This is a genomic window from Pseudoalteromonas sp. SCSIO 43210, assembly GCF_054133285.1.
Map to the genome: position 1 here is coordinate 2,969,076 of NZ_CP087225.1, position 21,717 is coordinate 2,990,792.

The window sequence follows — 21,717 nt, forward strand, 5'->3', positions numbered from 1 at the left end:
TAAAAGAGCTGTTTAAAATTAGGCCGATTGTTTTGGTTTGATACGTAAAATTTTAATACCTAAATAGGCATAAACAACCGCTAATACAGGGTTAATTAAATTAAAGAAAGCGTACAGTGCATAGTCAAACGGATTTATGAGTAAAACGCTTTGCATGTAAGCGCCACAAGTGTTCCACGGAATTAATGGGCTGGTAATTGTACCGCCATCTTCCAATGTACGAGATAAGTTAACAGGCTTCAAACCACGTTTTTTATATTCATCTTTAAACATACGACCGGGTACAACAATAGCAATATATTGATCAGCAGCTATCACGTTAGTACCAATACACGTTGCTATTGTTGCCGCAATTAACGATCCCGTACTTTTAGCTATTTTAAGAATACTTTTAACAAAAATATCAAGAAGACCTGTTTTTTCCATGATAGCGCCAAACATAAGTGCGGTCATAATAAGCCAGGTCGTTGTAAGCATTCCAGCCATACCACCACCACTAAGTAGCGAGTCCATTTTATCATCGCCGGTGTTTATGCTAAAACCGTCAAAAAAAGTGGTCCAAACAAGCTTAAAGTAGCCTACTAACTGTCCTTGAGAGACATCAATTTGGCTAGCAATTAAATCAGATTGAAACAACATGGCCCAAACAGCGCCCACAACAGCACCAATAGAGATAGCAGGAAAGGCTGGCATTTTTTTAATTGCTAAAACTAACAATACAATTAGTGGTATTAGCATTTCAAAACCAATATTAAAATTTTGTTGTAAAATAGCTGTAATTTCGTCAATACGCCCTGCTTCACTTGAAGCCGTTGCATTAAAACCCATAACTATAAATATAATCAGTGCAATAACAAAGCTAGGTACTGTCGTCCATAACATATGTTGGATATGCTCAAATAAATCAGCCCCAACAACTGCAGGTGCAAGATTTGTAGTTTCTGACAGTGGGCTTAACTTATCACCAAAGTACGCGCCCGATATAACCGCGCCGGCTGTTACTGTTTGTTCAAGCCCAAGACCGGTTGCTACGCCAAGTAAAGCAACACCTATTGTTGCAGCCGTAGTCCACGAACTACCAATACTCATTGCAACAATGCCACAAATTAAGCAGCTAGCTGCATAAAACCAGCTCGGATTGATAACCTGTAAGCCATAATAAATTAAGGTCGGTACAGTTCCTGATAGTAACCAAGTACCAATTAATGCACCTACCATGAGTAAAATTAGAATAGCACCAAGTGAAAGCGTTATGCCTTCAATCATTGCTTGCTCTAACTTTTTCCAAGTATAACCATTTTTAAGACCAATTAAAGCAGCTGCAAAAGTTGCGAACAAAAGTGCAATCTGGTTAGGACCTGATGAAGAATTATCACCAAATAAGTATACGGCAGCGCCGAGTAGGCAAATTAATACAGAGATAGGAACTAATGCATCAAAAAACGAGGCAGGCTTGATTGGTTTATCTTCCAATGGCTTCAAAGTAGAGACTCCTACACACTCAATGTGTGTTTAATTATTATTTTTAGCACGTAAAGCGCATTAATTGAACTTTAATAATCTAGCTCAACTTTATGTAATGGGAGATTATAACAATTTAGTAAATTATAGGTAGCAAAAAAGGCGCAAAAGCGCCTTTTTTATAGAGGTAAAACCAGCGGTTACTTCTTAGCTATGCGACCATAGTTAATATAATCTTGGGTAATTAAAGCGGCTTCTTCTAAAAATGGATCAAGCTCTTCAATAACCTCAGGTAAATCATCTAAGTTTTCTACCGGATCTTTACCTAAACGCTTAAGACGTTCATTAGTACGTACAAGTGCACGTGCCTCACCTTCGTCTTTTTCTTTAATGCGGTCTGCTTCAACTAAAGAGATCGTTTTACGATCTTTCTCTTCGTTGTATAAGGCAATATCATTAAATACATAACCAAACTCAGGTTCTGATTTAATTCGTACCTCATGTTGCTTCTCAAGATAGGTAATAACTGGCGTTAAATTACCAAGTTTTTTATATTTCGCTTTAACAATGCTATCCCAAGGCAGTGCATTGTCTTGTTTACTTTCGCCCCATTCTGCAGGATCGATTGCTGATGGAAACGAGATGTCTGGAATCACACCTTTGTGTTGCGTACTACCACCATTGATGCGGTAAAATTTAGCAATTGTATATTGCACGCTACCCAATGCATTATCATACAAGTCATAAGCACGGCCTAAGCCTTTGTGCTGTTGAACCGTGCCTTTACCAAAGGTTTGCTCACCAATAATAACTGCGCGGCCATAATCTTGCATTGCCGCTGCAAATATTTCTGATGCTGACGCACTGTATCTATCAACTAATACCGTAAGTGGACCATCATAATAGGTAATGCCATCGCGGTCTCTTTGTTCTTCAATACGGTTATTTAAAGTGTGTATTTGAACTACAGGTCCTTGGTCAAAAAACAATCCCGAAAGCTGGGTAGCTTCATATAATGAACCACCACCGTTTTGGCGTAGGTCAATAATAATCCCATCAACCTTTTGCTCTTTAAGCTTAGCAAGTTCAACTTTTACATCTTTCGAAAGATTATTGTAAAAGCCAGGGATTTCAATCACACCCACTTTGCTTGTTAAATCTGAATATTTAGCTTCAAAAACTTCTGATTTAGCGGCTCTGTCTTCCAATCTGATTTTATCACGGGTAATTTCAACAACTTTTGGTGTGCCGTGAGCATCAGCGCCTTTTAAATACTGAAGACGTACTTTAGTACCTTTAGGGCCTTTAATTAAATCAACAACGTCATCTAAGCGCCAGCCAATAACATCAACAAATTCTTCACCATCTTGAGCAACACCTATGATTCTGTCATCGGCTTTAATTTGCTCTGTTTTATCCGCAGGACCACCAGGTACTAAACTGCGAATAACTGTGTAATCTTCGTCTGGACTCAATACTGCACCTATGCCCTCGAGCTCTAGGTCCATATCCATTTTAAATTGTTCAGCACGACGCGGCGATAAATAAGACGTATGCGCCTCAATACTGCGTGCTAAAGAATTTAATACTAATTGAAATGCATCTTCTGGATTTGATTGCACTAAACGCTTTTCTGCATTTTTATAGCGTTTGGTCAGCACTTCTTTAATGCCTTCCCAATCTTTACCTGTCATTTTTAAACGCAGTGCATCGTACTTAACACGTTCGCGCCAAATTTCATCAAGCTCGGCTTGAGATACAGGCCACGCAGCATCTTCACGATCAAAAAAGTATTCATCTTCTTTATCAAAGGTCATTTCTTTTTCAAGTAATGCTAGGGAATACTCGTAACGTTCAAAACGGCGTTTAAGGCTTAAATTAAAGATATCAAATGTGAAACCCAATTTGCCGGTAGTTATAGCGTTATCAAAGTCATCGCGGTATTGGTCAAAAGAAGCAATATCGCTTGCTAAAAATACGCTTTTATTAAAATCAAGGGATTCGATATAACGATCGTACACTTTACTAGAAAGCTCATCGTTAAATCGAACCGGGATATAGTGTGAACGAGTAAATAAGCTAGCCACGCGTTTGCTGGCAGTACCATGTTGACTTTCTTGCTTGAGCAGTGGTAAATCGTCAATAGTGACGGCTTCTACAGCAGCAAATAATGAACCTGAAAACAGGGCAGCAACTAACGGAATGAGCGTAAACTTTTTACTCATACAAACTCCTTAATTTATTTACAGTTTAAACGATGTATAAACTGTCAGCTTTGGTTTTAACTTGCATGCCTGTCACTAATTCAACATGAACGTCATCTTTGTTCACTTCAGTGATTACTGCATTTACAAGTGCTTGGCCAAGTTTAACCTTAACCTTATTATTAACCTTGACCTCAGTAGCTGGTAAAGGTTCAATTTTTCCTGAACGTTTAACTGGCGCTGCTTTGGCAGGTTTATTAGCTGCAGAAGCGTTTTTATCACCTGTTTTACTAGCATGCGCTGGTTTTTTCTTAAAAGATTTAGAATCTGAGTCTTGGCGTGGACGTTGTTGTTTTTTACGTTTTGCCATTTTAGCGCGGCTTTCTTCCAATGCTTTTTGTGCATGGTCGATATGCTCTTGCTCAACTTTTTCACCTTGATTACCATCAAGATCAATACGAAACTCTGACTTAGTTACCGCTTCTAAATAACGCCAGTTAGACGTGTATTTTCTGAGCGCTTGACGAACTTGAGTCTTGCTTACTTTGTCAGAGCCTTCAATACGCTCAGCGATATCTTTGAAAATACCTACTTTAAGCGGCTTGATGCCATCTTTTTGTTTAAAACATTGTGGGAATTCTTGATACAAAAATTCCAATACTTCGTTAATATCTTTTAGCTTGTTTGTGGTTTCCATTTTAGAACCTATTTTTCACATCTTTTCATCAAGGGACGAATCGACGTAGTGTGTTACCCAGTCGACCAGCTCTTCAAAGTCGGCTTCTATTACAGCCATATCGCCTCGAAGGTGTTCCCAAATACCATTAATCGTTTCATCAATAAATTCACATTCAGAATCGTCCGGAAGACGATCCCAGGCAATATGAATCAAATCATTGAGCGTTTCCGCTACATGTTCTTCTTCGCCTTCCCAGTCGCCAACATCTTGCACAGCAAACAGGTAGTCTTGAACATTTAGCAAATCTTTCATTACAGGCTCGCCTCTAAGCATTTCACTAGCGCTTCAAGTCCGGCTTTATCGTCAGTATCAAATCGACCAACACTTGGACTATCGATATCAAGAACAGCAAATACTTTACCATTTTTCAAGATAGGTACAACAATCTCAGAATTTGACGCCGCATCACAGGCAATATGACCGTCAAAAGCGTGAACATCTTCAACTAATTGTGTTTCTGCGGTTGCCGCAGCAGTTCCACATACTCCTTTTCCTACTGGAATACGAATGCATGCAGGATTACCTTGAAACGGGCCTAGTACTAATTCAGTAGGAGAATCCATAAAGTAAAAACCCGCCCAATTCACATCTTCTAAAGAGGTAAATAATAACGCGCTTATATTTGCCAAATTGGCAATTACATTAGATTCACCAGCTATTAGTGATTCAGTTTGCTTAACTAATGACTGGTAAAAATCGTACTTTTGCATACCAAACTACTTCTTATTAAACAGACAGTAGCTAAAGGTACTCTTTGTCGTTAAAAATTGGAACCTTTAAAGGGTAAAAAAAAGGAAATTGCGCTGTTTATCAGCGCGCTTGGTCAATAATTCTGCGATTATTTTTTTGCACAATTACGAAGGCCAAATAAAAATAGTCCTGCGGCGAATCCAGACATCACACTATTAATTAAAAATATCTCGCCTGTTGAAGCACTTAATAGATAACTAAAAATAGCCCCACCTAATAACCCAAGTGTTAAAACACCTGAATAATTAACTTTTGAATACTTAAACATGAGTAAATAACCCGGCACAACAAAAGCCGCCATTGTTAAACCTACAATATGTGCATTTGATATGGCTGTCATCAATAGCTGAAAGAACACTGATAGAAAATCACCCTGCAACGCTAGTGCATAATACAAACCTAATAAACTGCCAACAATCACCGGGGACAATAATGAAAGCGCGACGCTTTTTGCAAGTTGATGTTTCATCTAATAATCCTTAATACAGCGTATAAAATTTAATGTATTAAGCATGCACCAAGATCTAAAGCTTAGAAATAGAGACTATGGTCGTAACTTATGATGATAAAACATACAACATATAAGCTAGGTAATTTAATAAAGTAATAAAAGCCCAGTTTTTAAAAGAAATAACAAATAGCTCAGTAGTTACAACTGAGCTATTTTTTGTGATAAATCGATATTTTTATTTATCGCCAACTCTTCAAGCACTATGACTCTTTCAACTAAAACGTCTAACTTTCTTTGCAGCATAACAATCGTATTTTTCTGATTTTTATCTTGTAATAAAAGTGACTTTTCTTTAGTAGTCGTTTTATAGGTAAAGTAATTTTTAATTAGCACTAAAAGTAAAAAAGGCGACAAAAAAATCATTATAATTAAAAATAATTCAAACATTATTATCTCCTTCAAGTGTTTTGTGTTGCTAATTTATAATGCTGAGACGAAAAACCTGGACGTTTTTTAAATAGTGTAGAGAGTGTTATTTGGCGCGGTTTACCACGACGGATAAGTAAGTTTACGTAGAGTATGCTTAAAATTATTGCAGTTGCCTTGAACAAATTGCCTTTTAAATCCCCTGCTGCACCACCTGACATGCTAAATATGCCATAAGCCGCATTCATAAATATATGCATCCATAATGGAAACCAAATACGGTATCCACATTCGCAAAATAACCACGCAAACCAAGTTCCTGCGATTGTTGTAATTGCAACAGCCATCACAGCTGAAATAGCATCATGTCCTTGATAAATATGACCCAAACCAAATATCGTTGAGCTAATTAATGCGGCGGGAATAAACCCCCAACGACAAAAACGAAATAACACGCCGAACAAAGCAGCTCTAAAAATTATTTCTTCAAAAACTCCCGCGTATATTGAACCTGTAATTATCCCCGTAATTGAAAGGTTTAGCGCGTTACTCAAATAAGCGTAACCTATCACCATAGGTGTGCAACAGACTACCGCTGCGAGTAAATAACGTTGAAAACCTTCAATGTCGACACCTAAAACGTTGTACCAACTCTCATGTTTAAATAATAATGTTGCCACAACTAACAATGGCCCATAAATAAACAAGTATTTAGCAGGAAATAACAAAAGGGCTGATTGTTGATCAAGGTCAGATAGGACACTTACCCAGTTATCCCCCCAGAACTCTTTCATCATGTAATGACAAACTATAAATGTGGTGATTAGTAGCAGTGCTTTAATTGTATGTTTCATACGTACCTTCTTAAGTTACAATTTTAAATTCAACTTAATCATGGCAATCACTAATTATGAAATCGATCAATTAGGGCTAAATTTCATTTTTAGGTGCTAACTACATGTTTTTGGGGTCATCAACAAACATCAGGGGTTAACAACAAGGCTTGTTTAATGACATCAACATAAGTTCGCGAAACTGGAATTGTGAAATCAAATGAGTTCATCGATAACTGTAATCCTCCGGCATTCCCTTTACTTACTGCGACTAATTGTAAATTAACTGCATAAGACCGATGACAGCGATATAAAAATGTATTTTGGGGTAATTGTTTTAATAAACCAGTTAACGTTATACGCAGCAATTTATGAGAAACAACATCGTTTTCTATCGTTGCGAGCTCACAGTAATTATCGGCTGACTTAATAAACAATATATCTGATAGCGCAATTGTTAGCTTGTCACCTTTATTATCGCCAATAAGTGTTATTAGACGGTGTGGGGGGACATTATTTTTTTCTACCTCTTCACAAGCACGCTGTTTAGTCTTAACAACCGGTATTTTTTCAGTTGTTAAGACCATATGCTTTGCATGACGATTGACAACAAATATGAAACTAATCGGGAATAACCCAACTGCTAATGTATATACAATGAAGAGTATTTGGTTTTGCCAATGCCAAGCCCCTAACATAGCAACAACAAAATATCCGTGGTTAAACAAAGCAGTAATTAAAATATAAAGGCTGGGGGTCACTATTATTCGAAATTTATTGCTAAGATTTAACCGAATTAAAAAGATCTCAATAAAACCCGAAAGCAATAAAGCGCAAAACGTGACTAAGCCGTAACCTGAAAGGCGGAGTAATTTATAAGGTTCAGTATCGTTGGTTGTACCAAAAGGTTGGAATACGAATAGAATAAATAGAGTTACTATCGAAAATAAAATTGCCCTGTATACAACCAACTTTCTTGACGCTAAATCATCTTTAAGCCACAACGTCATATTTTACATACCTTTAAAAACTCGCTTGCTAATAAAATACCACAAATTCATCGCTAATTACTGGTTTCATTTTCTCAGTAAATATAAAATGATAAGTAATACCAATTAGCTTATATACGAAGTCTATTTAACGATAAAGAAATTGCGCTATAACTAGGCGAATTTTTATACCTAGTCGGCTTGGTAACTGCTCCTGCGTTATCCTACAGGCTTACATTCATGTAAAAATAAGTAAAAATTGAGTAAAACATCCGCGTCCTGCTCACGCCCCTTACCTACATCCTATATGTAGGCAAACCCAAGAGCAGCGCACGCTTGGCATTTGAGCTGCGTTATCGCCTATTTATGGGGAAATAACCACATAACATAGGCTCTGCCTTGAACAAAAACCAAACAGTCTACTGTAAATTCAAGCTCGAAAGATAAAAAGGCCCTAATCTGCCCATATAGACTCTATTTAACAATAATGAATTTTATACCAACCTGCATAAATCTTTGATCAATTTAACGAATTAAATTGCACTATAACGTCGTTAAAAATTTTTTATTTAGAACAACTAGATATAAAAATTTTTGCCTAGTTCTAGCGTAATTTTCTTAACGTTAAATAGACCCCATATATAAGCAGATTGGTATTAGTTTTCTATAGATACAAAAAAGCCCGCTAAATTAGCGGGCTATTTTGTTATATGGTGGAGAGATAGGGATTTGAACCCTAGATGGGCTATAAACCCATGCCGGTTTTCAAGACCGGTGCATTCGACCACTCTGCCATCTCTCCGATACTGCTAAGTTAAAAGTAAGAGTGTACTAATAACTATTTAAATGAATGATACTTTAATTACCACACACTTATTAAATAAGTGGTGGAGAGATAGGGATTTGAACCCTAGATGGGCTATAAACCCATGCCGGTTTTCAAGACCGGTGCATTCGACCACTCTGCCATCTCTCCGCACGGCCTGCATAATAGGGAAACCCATCCCTTTTGTGAAGCTTTTTTTTAAATTAATTGTTTAAGTGCTTAAAAAACAATTAATTTGTTTAAAGTTAAGACAAAGTGTTTTTAATTTAATCGCTAATGAACTTTTATTTAAATATTTGACTCTATTGATCTACAAAGGTTTGCCCAAACATATAAGAGTTGGTAATCTAATTTTAGTTAAATTATCGAAACACACACGTTTCACTTAAAGGAGCTCTACAATGGCGTTTAATCAATCGTACAATACCGCGAAACCGGTAATGTCTACCATTGAAACAAACAAGGTACTTAAAAACACCTACTTTTTACTAGCTATGACACTTGCATTTAGCGCAGTTACAGCCGGTATTTCAATGGCACTACAATTACCTTACTTTATGGGAATTGTGTTTACACTCGTTTCGTTCGGTTTATTATTTGTTGTAAATAAAAAAGCAGATACAGCATCTGGTGTATTTTGGGTGTTTGCTTTCACAGGTTTAATGGGGGCTGGCTTAGGTCCATTGCTTAACCATTATGCCGCATTACCTAATGGCCCAATGCTTATTATGCAAGCCTTAGGTTCTACAGCGCTTATCTTTTTTGGTTTGTCTGCTTATGCACTAAATACTAAAAAAGATTTCTCATTTATGGGTGGCTTTTTAACTGTTGGCTTAATCGTTGTAATTGTAGCAAGCATCGTTAATATTTTTATTGGCAGTTCATTGATGTTTATGGTAATTAATGCAGCAGTTGTACTGATTATGTCTGGTTTGATTTTATTTGATACAAGCCGAATCATAAACGGTGGCGAAACTAACTACATTCGTGCAACAGTATCTTTATACCTAAGCGTATATAACTTATTTACCTCTTTGCTTGCTCTACTTGGCGCAAGTGATGACTAATTAAATAGTTCTGTTAAAATAGCCCCTTTATTGGGGCTTTTTTATTGGAATTGTTTTGGCACGCTTTGTTCTTTCATTACATACACCACCATCCGATCACGATACCACGCAACGCATAGTTAAATTTGCGAATGCATGTTTAGCCCAAGGGCATACCATTGATGCTATTTTTTTATACCAGCAAGGTATTTATCATGCATCTACACACTTTGATTTATCCTCAGACGAACTTCGAATTTCAGCACTTTGGCAGCAAATCGCTGATCAAAAACTAAATTTAATGCTGTGTGTTACCGCCGCGCAAAAGCGCGGGTTGGATATTAAAAACACAGGTGTATTTAAAGTCGCAGGGTTAGCTGAATTTGCAATGCTTGCAAGCGACGCAGATAAATGGGTGCAATTTAAATGATAAACGTATTAGTAATGAGTCAGTGCAGCCCATTTGACGATTTAAATATTCGTGATGCACTTGATATGACATTGATATTTGCTGCTGTTGACCAAAATGTAAGTTGGTTGTTTAGCGGCCCCGCCGTTTTAGCTTTAAAAAAGCATCAGCAACCAAATGATATTGGCTTAAAAGACTTTTTTAAAAATATTAAAACACTCGAAATTTACGATGTTGAAAACATTTACGTGTGTGAAAAATCATTGCTTGATTATGGTCTAAATAAACATGATTTACTCATAGAGGCAAAAGCACTCAACTTTAGCCAACAACAAACATTAATTAAAGCCCAGCAGCATGTGGTGAATCTATGAGCACGTTACATATTTTTTCAAAGCCGCTTAACTACTACTGTGCAAATCAATTAGAAAATTTAATTTTACCAACCGATAGCATTTTGCTGGTTGGTGATGCCTGCTTTGCAAAAAAACAATTTAGGCAGTTTGCAGATACACTGTTAATACTTGAACAAGACGCGCAAGTACGTGCAATAAAATTAGCAGATAACGATAAAGCAATTAGCTATGAAGACTTTGTGGCACTCACTTTATCAACTAACCAATCAATTACGTGGTAACTCATGCTTGAATTTAACAACCAACAGATTGAAACCGACAAACAAGGCTACTTGCTCGACCATACTTTATGGTCAAAGGAGCTGGCGCCTGTAATTGCTACTCAAGAAAACATCACACTTAGTGAGCAACACTGGGAAGTCATCAATTTTGTTCGTGATTTTTACATTGAATATAACACCAGCCCAGCAATTAGAATGCTTGTAAAAGCAATGGCTAAAGCACTCGGTGAGGACAAAGGTAATAGCCTTTATTTATATAAATTATTTCCTAAAGGCCCAGCTAAACAAGCAACAAAAATTGCTGGATTACCAAAACCAGCTAGGTGCATATAATGAGAGCTAAATCAGGCAATAATCAAACAACACAAGCCAAGCCTAAAAGAAGTACTGGGCGTACTTATTCTCGCAGTGCACTTAATAAAACGCCATCTGGTAAAAGAGAAATAAAGCCGCAAATAGCATCTAAAGACAGAAAAATTGTGTTATTCAATAAACCATTTGATGTGCTATGCCAATTTACAGATGACGCAGACAGAAAAACGCTTGCAGAATTTATCCCGATTAAAGAAGTATACGCCGCAGGAAGGTTAGACAGAGATAGTGAAGGTTTATTGCTTTTAACAAACTGTGGGAAATTACAAAACACCTTAACTGCTCCTGATAAAAAAACGAATAAAACCTACTGGGCACAAGTTGAGGGTGAACCAACGAGTGAATCAATTAATGATTTATGTAATGGCGTAGAACTTAAAGACGGGCTTACACTCCCCGCTAACGTTAAAATAATTGATGAACCTACGATTTGGGCGCGTAATCCGCCTGTACGTGAACGAAAAGCAATCCCCACTACTTGGCTAAGCATTACCATTAACGAAGGTAAAAACAGACAAGTCCGCCGCATGACGGCGCATATTGGCCACCCTACTCTTCGCCTCATTCGCTATAGCATTGGTAACTATACGTTGGATGATATTAATTGTGGTGAATACAAAGTAATTAAGGGCGTAGTTGATGCATAAACCGCATGTTACGGTTGCAGCAATAGTAAAAAAGCAAAATGAGTTTTTACTTGTAAAAGAGCGCGATAAATTTACAAAGCAAATTTGTTACAACCAACCTGCGGGTCATTTAGAGAAAAATGAGACACTTGCACAAGCTGCAAGCAGAGAGTTACTTGAAGAAACAGGCTTAGCGCTTGAGCCTATTGGCTTTTTAGGTGTGTATAATTTGCATGCCGATAACGCAGTGCACTATTTACGGTTCTGCTTCTTATTTGAAGCACCTCAGAATATACCAGTCCCAAAACCGCTAGATAGCAACATTATTAGCGCGAATTGGCACACCTATGAGCAAATAAAATCACTACCGCTCAGAAGTCCCTTAGTTTTAAAGTGTATTGATGATAGTCTAAATCGGCCAATATTAAGTCTCGAAACTATATACAATTAGGCTTAAACTATTTTAAGCCTAAGGCCTGTTTATCTCTCGAGGTTAAGTTTGCAGCCGTATGTTTAGTTTTTAGGTATCTCTGCGCCTGTAGTGCGTGGTTATCCCCGATAAATAGGCGCTAATGCAGCATAAATACCAAACAAAATAATATGCAGGTTATTTAATTAGCACTTAAAGCAATACAATTGCGGCCTTGTCTCTTTGCATAATAAAGTGCGCTGTCGGCTGCTTTTATAAAATTTAGCTCATCACTAGCTGTGCATTTATCTATTGTATTTATACCCATACTTACAGATAAAAAACCGGTAAAACTACCTTCATGCGCAATGGCTAAATTTTCTATCGCTTTTTGTATCTGCTCAGCTATAAACAAAGCACCTTGCTTGTCCGTTTGTGGTAATAAAACTATAAACTCTTCCCCACCATAGCGAGCAACAAAATCCTCAGGGCGACTCACTGTTGATGCTATTTTTTGAGCCACATCATATAAACAACTATCACCCGCTACGTGTCCGTATAAATCATTAAATTCTTTAAAGTGATCTATATCAAGGATGATTAATGACAATGAACCTTCGTACGCCTTCGCACGCTCAAACTCATGTGTTAACTTTTCGTCAAATCGACGTCTATTCGCTATTTTCGTCAGCGCATCCAAAAAAGCCATATCTCTGAGTATATCTTCTGCTTGTAAACGCTCAGTAGCATCTTTAAAAACAGCCAAAAATTCTTCCCCAATATCAATTCCTGATACCTCCATCATTACTTGAGAACCATTTTTACATGACACTCGGTAGTTATTAGCTGGAATGTCGTTGTTATTTTTCAGGGCTAGTTGCAAAGAATTGTCCCAAAGTGTTTTAACGAACTCCCTATACTTGATATCTGGGTAAGCTTTTTGCCACCAAACATTTAGGTTGGGGACATCTTTGACCGTATAACCAAAAACGTCTACAAAGCGTTGATTTACTCTTAAAATATCGCCAGTTCTTGCACATACATTACACACTGGCATAGGTAATGCTGCGAATAATTTAGCGTAGTGGCTAAGTTCATGTTTACGCATTGGATGCTGTGTACTTTGCGATAAATAACTCATTGCCGTATTATTTTTTTCAGTATTTATCTTTTCATCCATTTCTAACGCGAAATACCATTCAAGCCACCAATATTCAACGTGAGCCAATGCTTTTTTTTCAATACGATCTTGAAAAGATGATTGCTTAATGAGGCCGAATAACTCAGTTATATGATTTGGTTCTTGATAAATACGAAGGCTTTTTAGTTTTATAAGTTCATAGAAAAGATGATAAGCGGCTTTCTTAAATTCAGTATTTGTATTTGCTGATAAATCATTTGGTGAAAAACTAGACTTTAGAGTGTAATGCTCTACGAGTGATTTTATCTCATTTATTTGATAAGCATAATTCATATATTCATTCCGTTGACTATATAGGTAACGTCCCTAAAACTGATACTATTTAAACAATATCAACTATTTACTATTTCCTAAGTGTATATTTACCCAAGTAGTTTTAAAAGAAAATACTATTAATAAAATTCAATATTTGCATGAAAAAAACTAATAATCTTAGTGTCTGCTGACCTTTAGGATTAAAATTTGTTCTATATAAGTGAAATTAAATAGCGCGCGAAGTATTAGCCTAGTAGGCGTTATCTACTCCATCGTTACCGTACATACTACATCCGTCGTTAACAATGAGTAGATTGCCCACGGACAAACCAAAGGGCGCGAATGTTTAGTATTTATGCAACGTTATGGCTTATTTATAAGAAATAGCCACACACCATAAGCGTTACCTTGCCTAAAAATCAATTTACTGTTTCAAATTCAACCGCGAAAGGTAAACAGGCACTAATTAATGCGTGAAGTTATGTCCGCTCAAACGGCTCTTAAGGCTAGTTTGCTATTTGTTATACAAATAAAATAGTGACAAATTATGTCTTTGCTGCCCTACGCTCTTTAAGCACAAACAAAATACATGCTATAATCGCGGCCTTTCCAAGTTAACAGCAATCTGTATAAGCGAAATTATTCATGAGCGAAAATAGTCACATTAAAGTCATTGTTGGCATGTCCGGCGGTGTTGATTCTTCTGTATCTGCATATTTATTACAACAACAGGGCTACCAAGTTGAAGGCCTGTTTATGAAGAACTGGGAAGAAGACGACAATGATGAATATTGTGCCGCCGCTGATGATTTAAAAGATGCGCAAGCTGTGTGTGATAAATTAGGTATTGAGCTTCACACTGTTAACTTTGCAGCAGAGTATTGGGACAACGTATTTGAGTACTTTTTAGCAGAGTACAAAGCAGGTCGTACACCGAATCCAGACATAATGTGTAATAAAGAAATTAAATTTAAAGCCTTTTTAGAATTTGCGGCTCAAGCACTCGGTGCTGACTTTATTGCAACGGGTCACTATGTTCGCCGTGAGCTTCGCGATGACAAATACGTTATGTGTCGCGGACTTGATAACAATAAAGATCAAAGCTACTTCTTATATACCCTAAGCCATGAACATATTGGCCAAACGTTATTCCCGGTAGGCGATATCGAAAAACCAGAAGTACGCCGCATAGCAGAAGAGCAAGACCTAATCACGCACGATAAAAAAGACAGCACAGGTATCTGCTTTATTGGTGAGCGTAAATTTAAAGACTTTTTACAAAAGTTCTTACCAGCACAACCTGGCGTTATTGAAGACACTGACGGTAATAACGTAGGCGAGCACGAAGGCTTAATGTACCACACACTTGGACAACGCAAAGGCTTGTTAATTGGTGGTATGAAAGAAGGTTCTGGCGAACCATGGTACGTAGTTGATAAAGACTTAGAACGTAACGTACTTATTGTGGGCCAAGGTAAAGATCACCCTCGCCTATACAGTAATGGTCTTAATGCAAACCAATTGCATTGGGTTGATCGCATTGGTCCTAAAGGTACCACTCGCTGCACAGTAAAAACACGTTACCGCCAAGAAGACTTAAGCTGTACCCTACTTGTAGGTGAAGACGGCATGGCCCGCGTATTGTTCGACGAGCCACAAAAAGCAGTGACACCTGGTCAATCTGCCGTATTTTACGCAGAAGATGTGTGTTTAGGCGGTGGTATTATTGATTCGGTGATCAAGTAATGAATGAACACCAAGTCATGGCGCTTGCCGCCATGTGTCAAGTAGCTAAGCAAGTTCAAAAAATTGCCCAGTACGGCAGTAATAATGAGCACGACTTAGAAGTATTACTTTCAAGCATTATTCAAACATCACCGGCTTCGCCAGAAGATGTTTACCAAGGTACTGACAACTTACGTGATGGCTATAAAACATTAATGGCGCAGCTAACCGCAGGCGCTCAAAAAGATGTTGAAATAGTAAAATACGTAGGTGGTTTAATGCAGCTTGAGCGTGCGCTAAGTGCAAACGATAAAAGCTTAAACGAATTAGGTAAACGAATTGATGATATTCATCGTCGTTTAGATCACTTTGCTATTACCGACGAGAGCGTTGTTGCCGGTTTAGCAGATATATACTCGTCGGTGCTGAGCCCCCTTGGGCACCGAATACAGGTTTATGGTAAACCCGAGTTATTAAAACAGCAGCTCACTCAAAATAAAATCCGTGCGTTATTATTAGCCGGCATTAGAAGTGCAGTATTATGGCGACAAATGGGCGGTAAACGCCGTCACTTTTTCTTTGCAAAAAGAAAAATACTCGCCATTGCTAAAACAAAAATTTAACTATCGTTCAAACTAAAATTTAGGAGTTATTATGGAGCTTTCAGCGTTAACGGCTATCTCTCCAGTGGATGGTCGCTACGGCAGCAAAACCACTGAACTGCGCAGTATTTTCAGCGAATTTGGCTTAATCAAATACCGCGTAATTGTTGAAGTGCGTTGGTTGCAAGCGTTAGCTGCAGCAAGCGATATTAAAGAAGTGCCTGCATTTAGCGAAGAAGCTAATGCACTTCTAAACGCCATTGTAGATAACTTCAGTGAAGCTGATGCACAGCGCGTTAAAGACATTGAACGTACGACAAATCACGATGTTAAAGCGGTTGAATACCTACTAAAAGAAAAAGTCGCCGATAACAGTGAGCTTCACGCAATTAACGAATTTATTCACTTTGCTTGTACTTCAGAAGATATTAATAATCTATCTCATGGTTTAATGCTAAGCGAAGCGCGTAAAAACGTTTTACTTCCTTATTGCGATGAACTTTTAAGCGCAATTAAAGAAAAAGCGATTGAGTACAAAGCAATCCCAATGATGACTCGTACGCACGGACAACCAGCAACACCATCAACTATGGGTAAAGAGTTTGCTAACGTATACATGCGTTTAAAGCGTCAACGCGGGCAAATTGCACAAGTAGAAATGTTAGGTAAAGTTAATGGTGCTGTTGGTAACTACAACGCTCACCTTAGCGCATACCCAGATTACGACTGGCATACACACGCAGATAAGTTTGTATCAAGCTTAGGTTTAACACTAAATCCATTTACGACACAAATTGAACCGCATGACTATATTGCAGAGTTGTTTGACGCAATTGCACGCTTTAACACTATTTTGCTCGATTTTGACCGTGACATGTGGGGTTACATCGCACTTAATCACTTTAAGCAAAAAACAATTGCCGGCGAAATTGGCTCATCTACAATGCCGCACAAAGTTAACCCAATTGATTTTGAAAACTCAGAAGGTAACTTAGGTTTAGCAAACGCTATTTTTGCTCATCTTGCACAAAAATTACCAGTATCGCGCTGGCAGCGTGACCTTACCGATTCAACGGTATTACGTAACTTAGGTGTAGGTATGGGTTATGCGATCATTGCATACCAATCAACACTTAAAGGTGTAAGCAAGCTTGAAGTAAACGAGCAACGTTTAGCTGACGAGCTTGATCAAAACTGGGAATTACTCGCAGAACCAATTCAAACAGTGATGCGTAAATATGGTATTGAAAAGCCATACGAAAAACTTAAAGATTTAACACGCGGTAAACGTGTAAATCAAGAAATAATGGCTGACTTTATCGATGGTCTTGACCTTCCAGAGCACGCTAAAGTAGAAATGAAAAAACTAACACCTGCTAATTACATTGGCCGTGCTGTTGAGTTTATTGATGACTTAGTTTAAAAACTAAATTACTCTTTTAAAAAGCGAAAGGCTCATCCTTTCGCTTTTTTTGTTTTAACCCCATTGCACTAACTAGTAGGCATGATGTATGTATCAATTAAAAATAAATAATTTGTCTGAGCAAGAGTTTTTAAGCCATTTTTGGCAAAAAAAGCCGCTTTTAATCAAACAAGGTTTTGCAGATTTTCAAGACCCACTTGATGCTAATGAACTTGCCGGCCTCGCAATGGAAGAAAGCATAGAGTCACGTATTATTACCAATCATAAAAACGATTGGCAAACGTACCAAGGTCCATTTGAAGACTTTGAGCAGTTAACAGACGATCATTCTACATTGCTAGTACAAGCAGTTGATCACTGGCATAGCGAAGCTGCACAACTACTAGAGCCATTTAGGTTTATTCCAAACTGGCGCATAGATGATTTAATGATCAGCTATTCAACGCCTAATGGTGGTGTTGGCCCACACTTAGATCAGTACGATGTATTTATTATTCAAGGCGAAGGCAAACGTCATTGGCGTGTAGGTCTGCCTGATCCGACACTTAAGCAGTTTGCTCAAAACAAAAAATTACTGCAAGTAGAAGCATTTGAAGCCGTAATAGATTGCATATTAGAGCCCGGCGATATTTTATATATTCCACCTGGGTGTCCTCACGAAGGTTACGCTGTAGAAAATGCACTCAATTACTCAGTTGGTTTTAGAGCCCCTAATCAACAAGATTTATTGTCGAGCTTCGCCGATCATATTATTGATACCGAAAGCGGTCAAAAACGCTACACCGATGGTAATCTCACACTCAGAGAATCTAAAGGTGAGCTTAATAATATTGAAGTCACTAAAGTTAAAACATTAATGCAAGGACTGCTTGAAAACGACACGTTATTCAAACAATGGCTAGGAACAACCTTAAGCCAACCTAAACATGAAATGGACTTAGCGCCTGCTGAAGAGCCATTTTCAGCTGAGCAAATAACGAATGCATTAACTAATAACACCATTGTGTTTGAACGCTTAGGTGGCACACGCGCTATTTATCAATTGCTTGAAGAAAACATTTTGTTAAGTGTAAACGGCGAAAATTACACAGTGTTATTAACTGACTTAGCTGCGGTGAAACTACTAACTGACGATATCGAGTTTGAAGCCTCGCAGTTAAAATTTTTAAAACCTAGTCTAGTATTTATTCAAACCTTTACTACACTCGTTAATGAGGGAATTTGGTTTAACTAGGAGTTTGCCATGGGCTATCAAGTTGATAAAGTAGAATGGGCTATACGTAAGGATATGCTTCAACTAATTCGTGAGCGTGTTTTTGTTTATGAATTACACATACCTAAACGTATAGAATTTGATAGCCTAGATAAATTTGCGTTGCATGTACTTGTTACAGACGACACTCACTGCCCCGTTGCTACAGGCCGATTATGTACTGATGGCTTAATTGGTCGAATAGCTGTACTACCCGCACACCGAAACCGCAATGTATATAAATCGCTTCTCAATTTCATTATTGATTTAGCATCAAATCAGGGGATAGAAGCTGTCAGTATTAATTGTATTCTAGATGAAGTAGAACGTTTTAAGCGAAATGGCTTTATTCAGCAAGGAAATGTGTTTATGGAGGCGGGAATTCCTAGGCAACGTATGCAATGCTCTGTTTCGGCGTTTAATACAACGCCTTTCACACTTGTCCATTAGATTAAGAAAAGGGCAATAAATAAACCATCACCCTCTACTTTTTTACTTAACCCAAGCTGTAGTTACTTTGCCTCATTTGCCCACAGAGGTTCATTTTCATACATTTCGTACAAGCCATGTGCTCTATTTATAAGTAAGTTAGCAAAATCTACCTGCGTTTTGTCACGGGCGCCTGTACTCATAATTTGATCCGCTTTTAATTGCCACTGCAAAGAAAAGTAACGCATTGCATCGCGGGCATCTGTAGCCGCACTAACCTCAGCATGATCTGTAGGTAACCGCCCTGTTACCACCCAATATGTTTTACCATTTTGTGCTTTAAATTTCCACATTGCGCAAAGTGGCGCTAAAAATCGGCTATCTTTATCAACTACTGACTTTGGCATAATGCCCTTTTCAGCTAAGTGCTTTTGCGCTGCCTGAAAACATTCACGCTGCCATGCAACACGTTGTTGCTCAGCTAAAGCTTGCTCTTGTGCTGTTAACGGTTTTTTTTCTTGTTGCTGCATTTTTAATAACCTTTTACTTCTTTTTTTACACTCTAAGGGCTTAGTAAATAAGGTGCAAGTATAAAATGGCCGTTTACACCTTCAAGCGCTCTGTTTGCTGAATTTTCAGCCAAACTACTATTTTATATTGTGATCAAACGAACCTACATCACCCGGAAAAACTACTGGAGACTCAACACCGTCTTTACTAACAGAGGCTACACCAAAGTAATAATTATCAATCACTACATTTTTAAGTGTGAACTCTGAAACCCTGCCAACGTATTTACTAAACTGCCATTGCGGCTCGCTCGTGTAACGCCAATAAATTTTGTAACCCGCAATATTTTCATCACTGCTTTTTTGCCATGAAAACGACGTATCGGCTGTAACTGCTCCTGTTATTTTAACTTCTTTTGGCGGTGCAGGTGCCCACGCCATTGATGCCATCGTTACCGCATTAAGTGAAGTTAACTTGGCCGTATAGTCAAAATCAACGCCTTCAATAGTATCACCATACTCAACCCCATTTTCGGTGCGTAAATCTTGATGCTGGCGATCGTAATGCTCGTTAGTTTCCATAATACGCACTGCGGCAAAACCTGCATCGTTAAATGGACGATGATGCCCACCACGGCCAAACCTATCTAATCGATATACAAGCATTGTATCTAAATTAGGAATGTATCTATCCGCAATAGTATCTATGTAGCGCGCTAAATTACGACTCGCAGAATCAACTTCACCACCTCTAAAGCGGCGAGTATTAGCTTGCTCTTTTGTTTCTACAACACGGGTACCTTCTGAAAATATACGTGCAGTTGTATTATCGGTTACCCCATTAATACCGGTAATATTGCCAATCATATCGTTGTTTAAAACGCCATGAACTTGCCAGTCATGCTTTTGCGCGTAAGCCGTTAATATTTTCCCACCAAACAAACCTTGCTCTTCGCCCGAAAGCGCCGCGTAAACTACCGATCCATTAAATTTGTATTTACTTAAAACACGAGCAGCTTCTATTACACCTGCCACGCCTGATGCGTTATCATTTGCTCCAGGTGAATCACTCGTAAAGTCCATAACATCACTTACACGAGAATCTATGTCACCCGACATCATCACCATGCGATTCGGCTCGCTCGACCCACGTTGAATAGCCACTATATTAACCACTTCAATAGGATTAGGAATGCGTTTTTCGCCCGATATAGTGTCCTTTACTTCAATAATTTCTAGGCAACCGCCACACTGTGCGGATATTTTTTCAAATTCTTTTTTTATCCAGCGCCTAGCCGCACCAATGCCTCGAGTATCCGATTTAGTTTCTGAAAGCGTATGGCGAGTACCGAAATCCACCAGCGTTTGAATATCACTACCAATACGTTCGGCTGATACTTTAGCTGCTATATCATGTAGTTTTTGCTGTTCGGTATATTGAAGTTGTGTTTTCCCATGTGCTGATAGTGCAAGTGTGCAGGCGCCTGCAATTGCAGTAAATTTAAGTAACGTTGTTGTGATTTTCAAAGATGTTTTAAGCATTTAGTAGCTCCTAATTATTATAGTGTAACCATTACTTAACTAAGATTTTATGGCAATACATTTGAGGTAGATGTAGAAAGGAGCACGCTAAAGCGCATTTACAAGAGGTTACGCGGATAGTAAAAGCTATTTAATTCCAATAGATACTGGGCCAAAACTGATTATGTATACTTTAATGAGTGGTTTTAATACCAAATTCTTTTAAAAACGCCTTATGTCCTCCTAAGCTTGCAAGCACACCAACAGAAAACATAAATATTAATACAAATGCTAAACAGCTCAAAAAATCAGAATTATTTGCAGGATTAATATAGTAGTTAAGTAAAAAACCACTTAATACACCTATAAAAGCAATTTTGTTAAATAAAAAGTAACTTGGGATCTCAAATGCCCAAACAGAGGTATTGTTTACAAACTGCCTATATCCATACGTAATAAAAGCCAGCATACCAATAATACTAATTAAAAAAGTAGATACTGTCGTTAATACACTCATATTTTTATAAATAAGCGCATATCCTAATTGTAAAGAATAAATAAATACTGCAAACCATACTAAAACAGCTGGCCCTAGAATTAATCCCATTTTCAATCCTTGAAT

The 21,717-nt window shown here is 37.9% G+C and carries 25 protein-coding genes and 2 tRNA genes; 12 read left to right on the plus strand and 15 right to left on the minus strand.

Features of this window, described 5'->3' with window-relative positions; translation table 11 throughout:
* Window positions 1–18 precede the first annotated feature (18 nt).
* From nhaC to LOS73_RS12750, 11 genes are all read right to left on the minus strand, one after another.
* Window positions 19–1,482 (minus strand): Na+/H+ antiporter NhaC, encoded by a 1,464-nt coding sequence (gene nhaC, locus LOS73_RS12700; protein WP_007375724.1) that lies wholly within the window; start codon window positions 1,480–1,482, stop codon window positions 19–21.
* Window positions 1,483–1,661: 179 nt separating this feature from the next.
* Complete coding sequence (gene prc, locus LOS73_RS12705; RefSeq protein ID WP_007375723.1) at window positions 1,662–3,686, minus strand: carboxy terminal-processing peptidase; 2,025 nt, start codon at window positions 3,684–3,686, stop codon at window positions 1,662–1,664.
* A 25-nt stretch (window positions 3,687–3,711) separates the two neighbouring features.
* Entirely contained in the window at window positions 3,712–4,362 is a 651-nt protein-coding gene (proQ, locus tag LOS73_RS12710) for an RNA chaperone ProQ (protein WP_457933776.1), read from the minus strand.
* Between the two features lie 15 nt (window positions 4,363–4,377).
* Complete coding sequence (locus LOS73_RS12715) at window positions 4,378–4,656, minus strand: hypothetical protein (RefSeq protein ID WP_002961910.1); 279 nt, start codon at window positions 4,654–4,656, stop codon at window positions 4,378–4,380.
* Entirely contained in the window at window positions 4,656–5,114 is a 459-nt protein-coding gene (locus tag LOS73_RS12720; RefSeq protein WP_007375721.1) for a GAF domain-containing protein, read from the minus strand. Before LOS73_RS12720 ends, LOS73_RS12715 begins: the two co-directional genes overlap by 1 nt.
* Before the next feature lie 128 nt (window positions 5,115–5,242).
* The gene (locus tag LOS73_RS12725; RefSeq protein ID WP_007375720.1) at window positions 5,243–5,623 is read right to left on the minus strand and encodes a hypothetical protein; all 381 of its coding nucleotides are present in this window, start codon (window positions 5,621–5,623) and stop codon (window positions 5,243–5,245) included.
* 180 nt (window positions 5,624–5,803) lie between these two features.
* Complete coding sequence (locus LOS73_RS12730) at window positions 5,804–6,052, minus strand: hypothetical protein (protein ID WP_096793202.1); 249 nt, start codon at window positions 6,050–6,052, stop codon at window positions 5,804–5,806.
* Between the two features lie 11 nt (window positions 6,053–6,063).
* A complete protein-coding gene (locus tag LOS73_RS12735) occupies window positions 6,064–6,885 on the minus strand; it encodes a CPBP family intramembrane glutamic endopeptidase (RefSeq protein ID WP_457933777.1) in 822 nt (273 codons plus the stop codon).
* 119 nt (window positions 6,886–7,004) lie between these two features.
* A complete protein-coding gene (locus LOS73_RS12740; RefSeq protein WP_007375717.1) occupies window positions 7,005–7,874 on the minus strand; it encodes a LytTR family DNA-binding domain-containing protein in 870 nt (289 codons plus the stop codon).
* A gap of 690 nt (window positions 7,875–8,564) precedes the next feature.
* A tRNA-Ser gene (locus LOS73_RS12745) sits at window positions 8,565–8,655 on the minus strand.
* Between the two features lie 83 nt (window positions 8,656–8,738).
* Window positions 8,739–8,829, minus strand: a tRNA-Ser gene (locus LOS73_RS12750).
* Window positions 8,830–9,080: 251 nt separating this feature from the next.
* Here LOS73_RS12750 and LOS73_RS12755 point away from each other — a divergent pair.
* Genes LOS73_RS12755 through LOS73_RS12785 form a run of 7 tightly spaced genes read left to right on the plus strand, consistent with a single transcriptional unit; the run spans window position 9,081 to window position 12,220 of the window.
* The gene (locus LOS73_RS12755) at window positions 9,081–9,746 is read left to right on the plus strand and encodes a Bax inhibitor-1/YccA family protein (RefSeq protein WP_007375716.1); all 666 of its coding nucleotides are present in this window, start codon (window positions 9,081–9,083) and stop codon (window positions 9,744–9,746) included.
* A gap of 55 nt (window positions 9,747–9,801) precedes the next feature.
* A complete protein-coding gene (gene tusD, locus LOS73_RS12760; RefSeq protein ID WP_457933778.1) occupies window positions 9,802–10,155 on the plus strand; it encodes a sulfurtransferase complex subunit TusD in 354 nt (117 codons plus the stop codon).
* Window positions 10,152–10,508 carry a sulfurtransferase complex subunit TusC gene (gene tusC, locus LOS73_RS12765; RefSeq protein WP_024600506.1) on the plus strand — a complete coding sequence of 119 codons (357 nt, stop codon included), beginning with the start codon at window positions 10,152–10,154 and terminating at the stop codon, window positions 10,506–10,508. The genes tusD and tusC overlap by 4 nt, the downstream gene beginning before the upstream one ends.
* Window positions 10,505–10,771 carry a DsrH/TusB family sulfur metabolism protein gene (locus tag LOS73_RS12770; protein ID WP_007375713.1) on the plus strand — a complete coding sequence of 89 codons (267 nt, stop codon included), beginning with the start codon at window positions 10,505–10,507 and terminating at the stop codon, window positions 10,769–10,771. The genes tusC and LOS73_RS12770 overlap by 4 nt, the downstream gene beginning before the upstream one ends.
* 3 nt (window positions 10,772–10,774) lie before the next feature.
* Window positions 10,775–11,104 carry a TusE/DsrC/DsvC family sulfur relay protein gene (locus LOS73_RS12775; RefSeq protein WP_007375712.1) on the plus strand — a complete coding sequence of 110 codons (330 nt, stop codon included), beginning with the start codon at window positions 10,775–10,777 and terminating at the stop codon, window positions 11,102–11,104.
* Window positions 11,104–11,790: a pseudouridine synthase gene (locus LOS73_RS12780; RefSeq protein ID WP_008133661.1), complete on the plus strand. Its 687-nt coding sequence runs from the start codon at window positions 11,104–11,106 to the stop codon at window positions 11,788–11,790. The genes LOS73_RS12775 and LOS73_RS12780 overlap by 1 nt, the downstream gene beginning before the upstream one ends.
* Complete coding sequence (locus tag LOS73_RS12785; protein ID WP_033039907.1) at window positions 11,783–12,220, plus strand: NUDIX hydrolase; 438 nt, start codon at window positions 11,783–11,785, stop codon at window positions 12,218–12,220. The genes LOS73_RS12780 and LOS73_RS12785 overlap by 8 nt, the downstream gene beginning before the upstream one ends.
* Window positions 12,221–12,380: 160 nt before the next feature.
* Here LOS73_RS12785 and LOS73_RS12790 read toward each other — a convergent pair whose 3' ends face one another.
* Window positions 12,381–13,652, minus strand: a complete 1,272-nt coding sequence (locus LOS73_RS12790) for a diguanylate cyclase (RefSeq protein ID WP_457933779.1) — start codon at window positions 13,650–13,652, stop codon at window positions 12,381–12,383.
* 627 nt (window positions 13,653–14,279) lie between these two features.
* On the opposite strand from LOS73_RS12790, the gene mnmA reads away from it, so the two are divergent.
* From mnmA to LOS73_RS12815, 5 genes are all read left to right on the plus strand, one after another.
* Window positions 14,280–15,380 carry a tRNA 2-thiouridine(34) synthase MnmA gene (gene mnmA / locus LOS73_RS12795; RefSeq protein ID WP_007375708.1) on the plus strand — a complete coding sequence of 367 codons (1,101 nt, stop codon included), beginning with the start codon at window positions 14,280–14,282 and terminating at the stop codon, window positions 15,378–15,380.
* A complete protein-coding gene (gene hflD, locus LOS73_RS12800; RefSeq protein ID WP_007375707.1) occupies window positions 15,380–15,982 on the plus strand; it encodes a high frequency lysogenization protein HflD in 603 nt (200 codons plus the stop codon). The genes mnmA and hflD overlap by 1 nt, the downstream gene beginning before the upstream one ends.
* A gap of 31 nt (window positions 15,983–16,013) precedes the next feature.
* A complete protein-coding gene (purB, locus tag LOS73_RS12805) occupies window positions 16,014–17,384 on the plus strand; it encodes an adenylosuccinate lyase (protein ID WP_033039868.1) in 1,371 nt (456 codons plus the stop codon).
* 88 nt (window positions 17,385–17,472) lie between these two features.
* Window positions 17,473–18,618, plus strand: a complete 1,146-nt coding sequence (locus tag LOS73_RS12810; protein WP_457933780.1) for a ribosomal protein uL16 3-hydroxylase — start codon at window positions 17,473–17,475, stop codon at window positions 18,616–18,618.
* 9 nt (window positions 18,619–18,627) lie between these two features.
* The gene (locus LOS73_RS12815) at window positions 18,628–19,086 is read left to right on the plus strand and encodes a GNAT family N-acetyltransferase (RefSeq protein ID WP_007375704.1); all 459 of its coding nucleotides are present in this window, start codon (window positions 18,628–18,630) and stop codon (window positions 19,084–19,086) included.
* Window positions 19,087–19,148: 62 nt separating this feature from the next.
* On the opposite strand, the gene LOS73_RS12820 is transcribed toward LOS73_RS12815, so the two are convergent.
* From LOS73_RS12820 to LOS73_RS12830, 3 genes are all read right to left on the minus strand, one after another.
* Window positions 19,149–19,595, minus strand: a complete 447-nt coding sequence (locus LOS73_RS12820; protein WP_008133649.1) for a DUF4826 family protein — start codon at window positions 19,593–19,595, stop codon at window positions 19,149–19,151.
* A 117-nt stretch (window positions 19,596–19,712) separates the two neighbouring features.
* On the minus strand, window positions 19,713–21,116 hold the full coding sequence (locus LOS73_RS12825) for a M28 family peptidase (RefSeq protein WP_457933781.1): 1,404 nt from the start codon (window positions 21,114–21,116) through the stop codon (window positions 19,713–19,715).
* Between the two features lie 172 nt (window positions 21,117–21,288).
* Window positions 21,289–21,702: a hypothetical protein gene (locus LOS73_RS12830; RefSeq protein WP_007375701.1), complete on the minus strand. Its 414-nt coding sequence runs from the start codon at window positions 21,700–21,702 to the stop codon at window positions 21,289–21,291.
* Window positions 21,703–21,717: the final 15 nt, after the last annotated feature.

Excerpts from the sequence above, each read along its gene's own strand:
- prc (WP_007375723.1), bottom strand. The coding sequence starts at position 3,686 with ATGAGTAAAAAGTTTACGCTCATTCCGTTAGTTGCTGCCCTGTTTTCA.
- proQ (WP_457933776.1), bottom strand. The coding sequence starts at position 4,362 with ATGGAAACCACAAACAAGCTAAAAGATATTAACGAAGTATTGGAATTT.
- LOS73_RS12715 (WP_002961910.1), bottom strand. The coding sequence starts at position 4,656 with ATGAAAGATTTGCTAAATGTTCAAGACTACCTGTTTGCTGTGCAAGAT.
- LOS73_RS12720 (WP_007375721.1), bottom strand. The coding sequence starts at position 5,114 with ATGCAAAAGTACGATTTTTACCAGTCATTAGTTAAGCAAACTGAATCA.
- LOS73_RS12725 (WP_007375720.1), bottom strand. The coding sequence starts at position 5,623 with ATGAAACATCAACTTGCAAAAAGCGTCGCGCTTTCATTATTGTCCCCG.
- LOS73_RS12730 (WP_096793202.1), bottom strand. The coding sequence starts at position 6,052 with ATGTTTGAATTATTTTTAATTATAATGATTTTTTTGTCGCCTTTTTTA.
- LOS73_RS12735 (WP_457933777.1), bottom strand. The coding sequence starts at position 6,885 with ATGAAACATACAATTAAAGCACTGCTACTAATCACCACATTTATAGTT.
- LOS73_RS12740 (WP_007375717.1), bottom strand. The coding sequence starts at position 7,874 with ATGACGTTGTGGCTTAAAGATGATTTAGCGTCAAGAAAGTTGGTTGTA.
- LOS73_RS12755 (WP_007375716.1), top strand. The coding sequence starts at position 9,081 with ATGGCGTTTAATCAATCGTACAATACCGCGAAACCGGTAATGTCTACC.
- tusC (WP_024600506.1), top strand. The coding sequence starts at position 10,152 with ATGATAAACGTATTAGTAATGAGTCAGTGCAGCCCATTTGACGATTTA.
- LOS73_RS12770 (WP_007375713.1), top strand. The coding sequence starts at position 10,505 with ATGAGCACGTTACATATTTTTTCAAAGCCGCTTAACTACTACTGTGCA.
- LOS73_RS12775 (WP_007375712.1), top strand. The coding sequence starts at position 10,775 with ATGCTTGAATTTAACAACCAACAGATTGAAACCGACAAACAAGGCTAC.
- LOS73_RS12780 (WP_008133661.1), top strand. The coding sequence starts at position 11,104 with ATGAGAGCTAAATCAGGCAATAATCAAACAACACAAGCCAAGCCTAAA.
- LOS73_RS12785 (WP_033039907.1), top strand. The coding sequence starts at position 11,783 with ATGCATAAACCGCATGTTACGGTTGCAGCAATAGTAAAAAAGCAAAAT.
- LOS73_RS12790 (WP_457933779.1), bottom strand. The coding sequence starts at position 13,652 with ATGAATTATGCTTATCAAATAAATGAGATAAAATCACTCGTAGAGCAT.
- mnmA (WP_007375708.1), top strand. The coding sequence starts at position 14,280 with ATGAGCGAAAATAGTCACATTAAAGTCATTGTTGGCATGTCCGGCGGT.
- hflD (WP_007375707.1), top strand. The coding sequence starts at position 15,380 with ATGAATGAACACCAAGTCATGGCGCTTGCCGCCATGTGTCAAGTAGCT.
- purB (WP_033039868.1), top strand. The coding sequence starts at position 16,014 with ATGGAGCTTTCAGCGTTAACGGCTATCTCTCCAGTGGATGGTCGCTAC.
- LOS73_RS12810 (WP_457933780.1), top strand. The coding sequence starts at position 17,473 with ATGTATCAATTAAAAATAAATAATTTGTCTGAGCAAGAGTTTTTAAGC.
- LOS73_RS12815 (WP_007375704.1), top strand. The coding sequence starts at position 18,628 with ATGGGCTATCAAGTTGATAAAGTAGAATGGGCTATACGTAAGGATATG.
- LOS73_RS12820 (WP_008133649.1), bottom strand. The coding sequence starts at position 19,595 with ATGCAGCAACAAGAAAAAAAACCGTTAACAGCACAAGAGCAAGCTTTA.
- LOS73_RS12825 (WP_457933781.1), bottom strand. The coding sequence starts at position 21,116 with ATGCTTAAAACATCTTTGAAAATCACAACAACGTTACTTAAATTTACT.
- LOS73_RS12830 (WP_007375701.1), bottom strand. The coding sequence starts at position 21,702 with ATGGGATTAATTCTAGGGCCAGCTGTTTTAGTATGGTTTGCAGTATTT.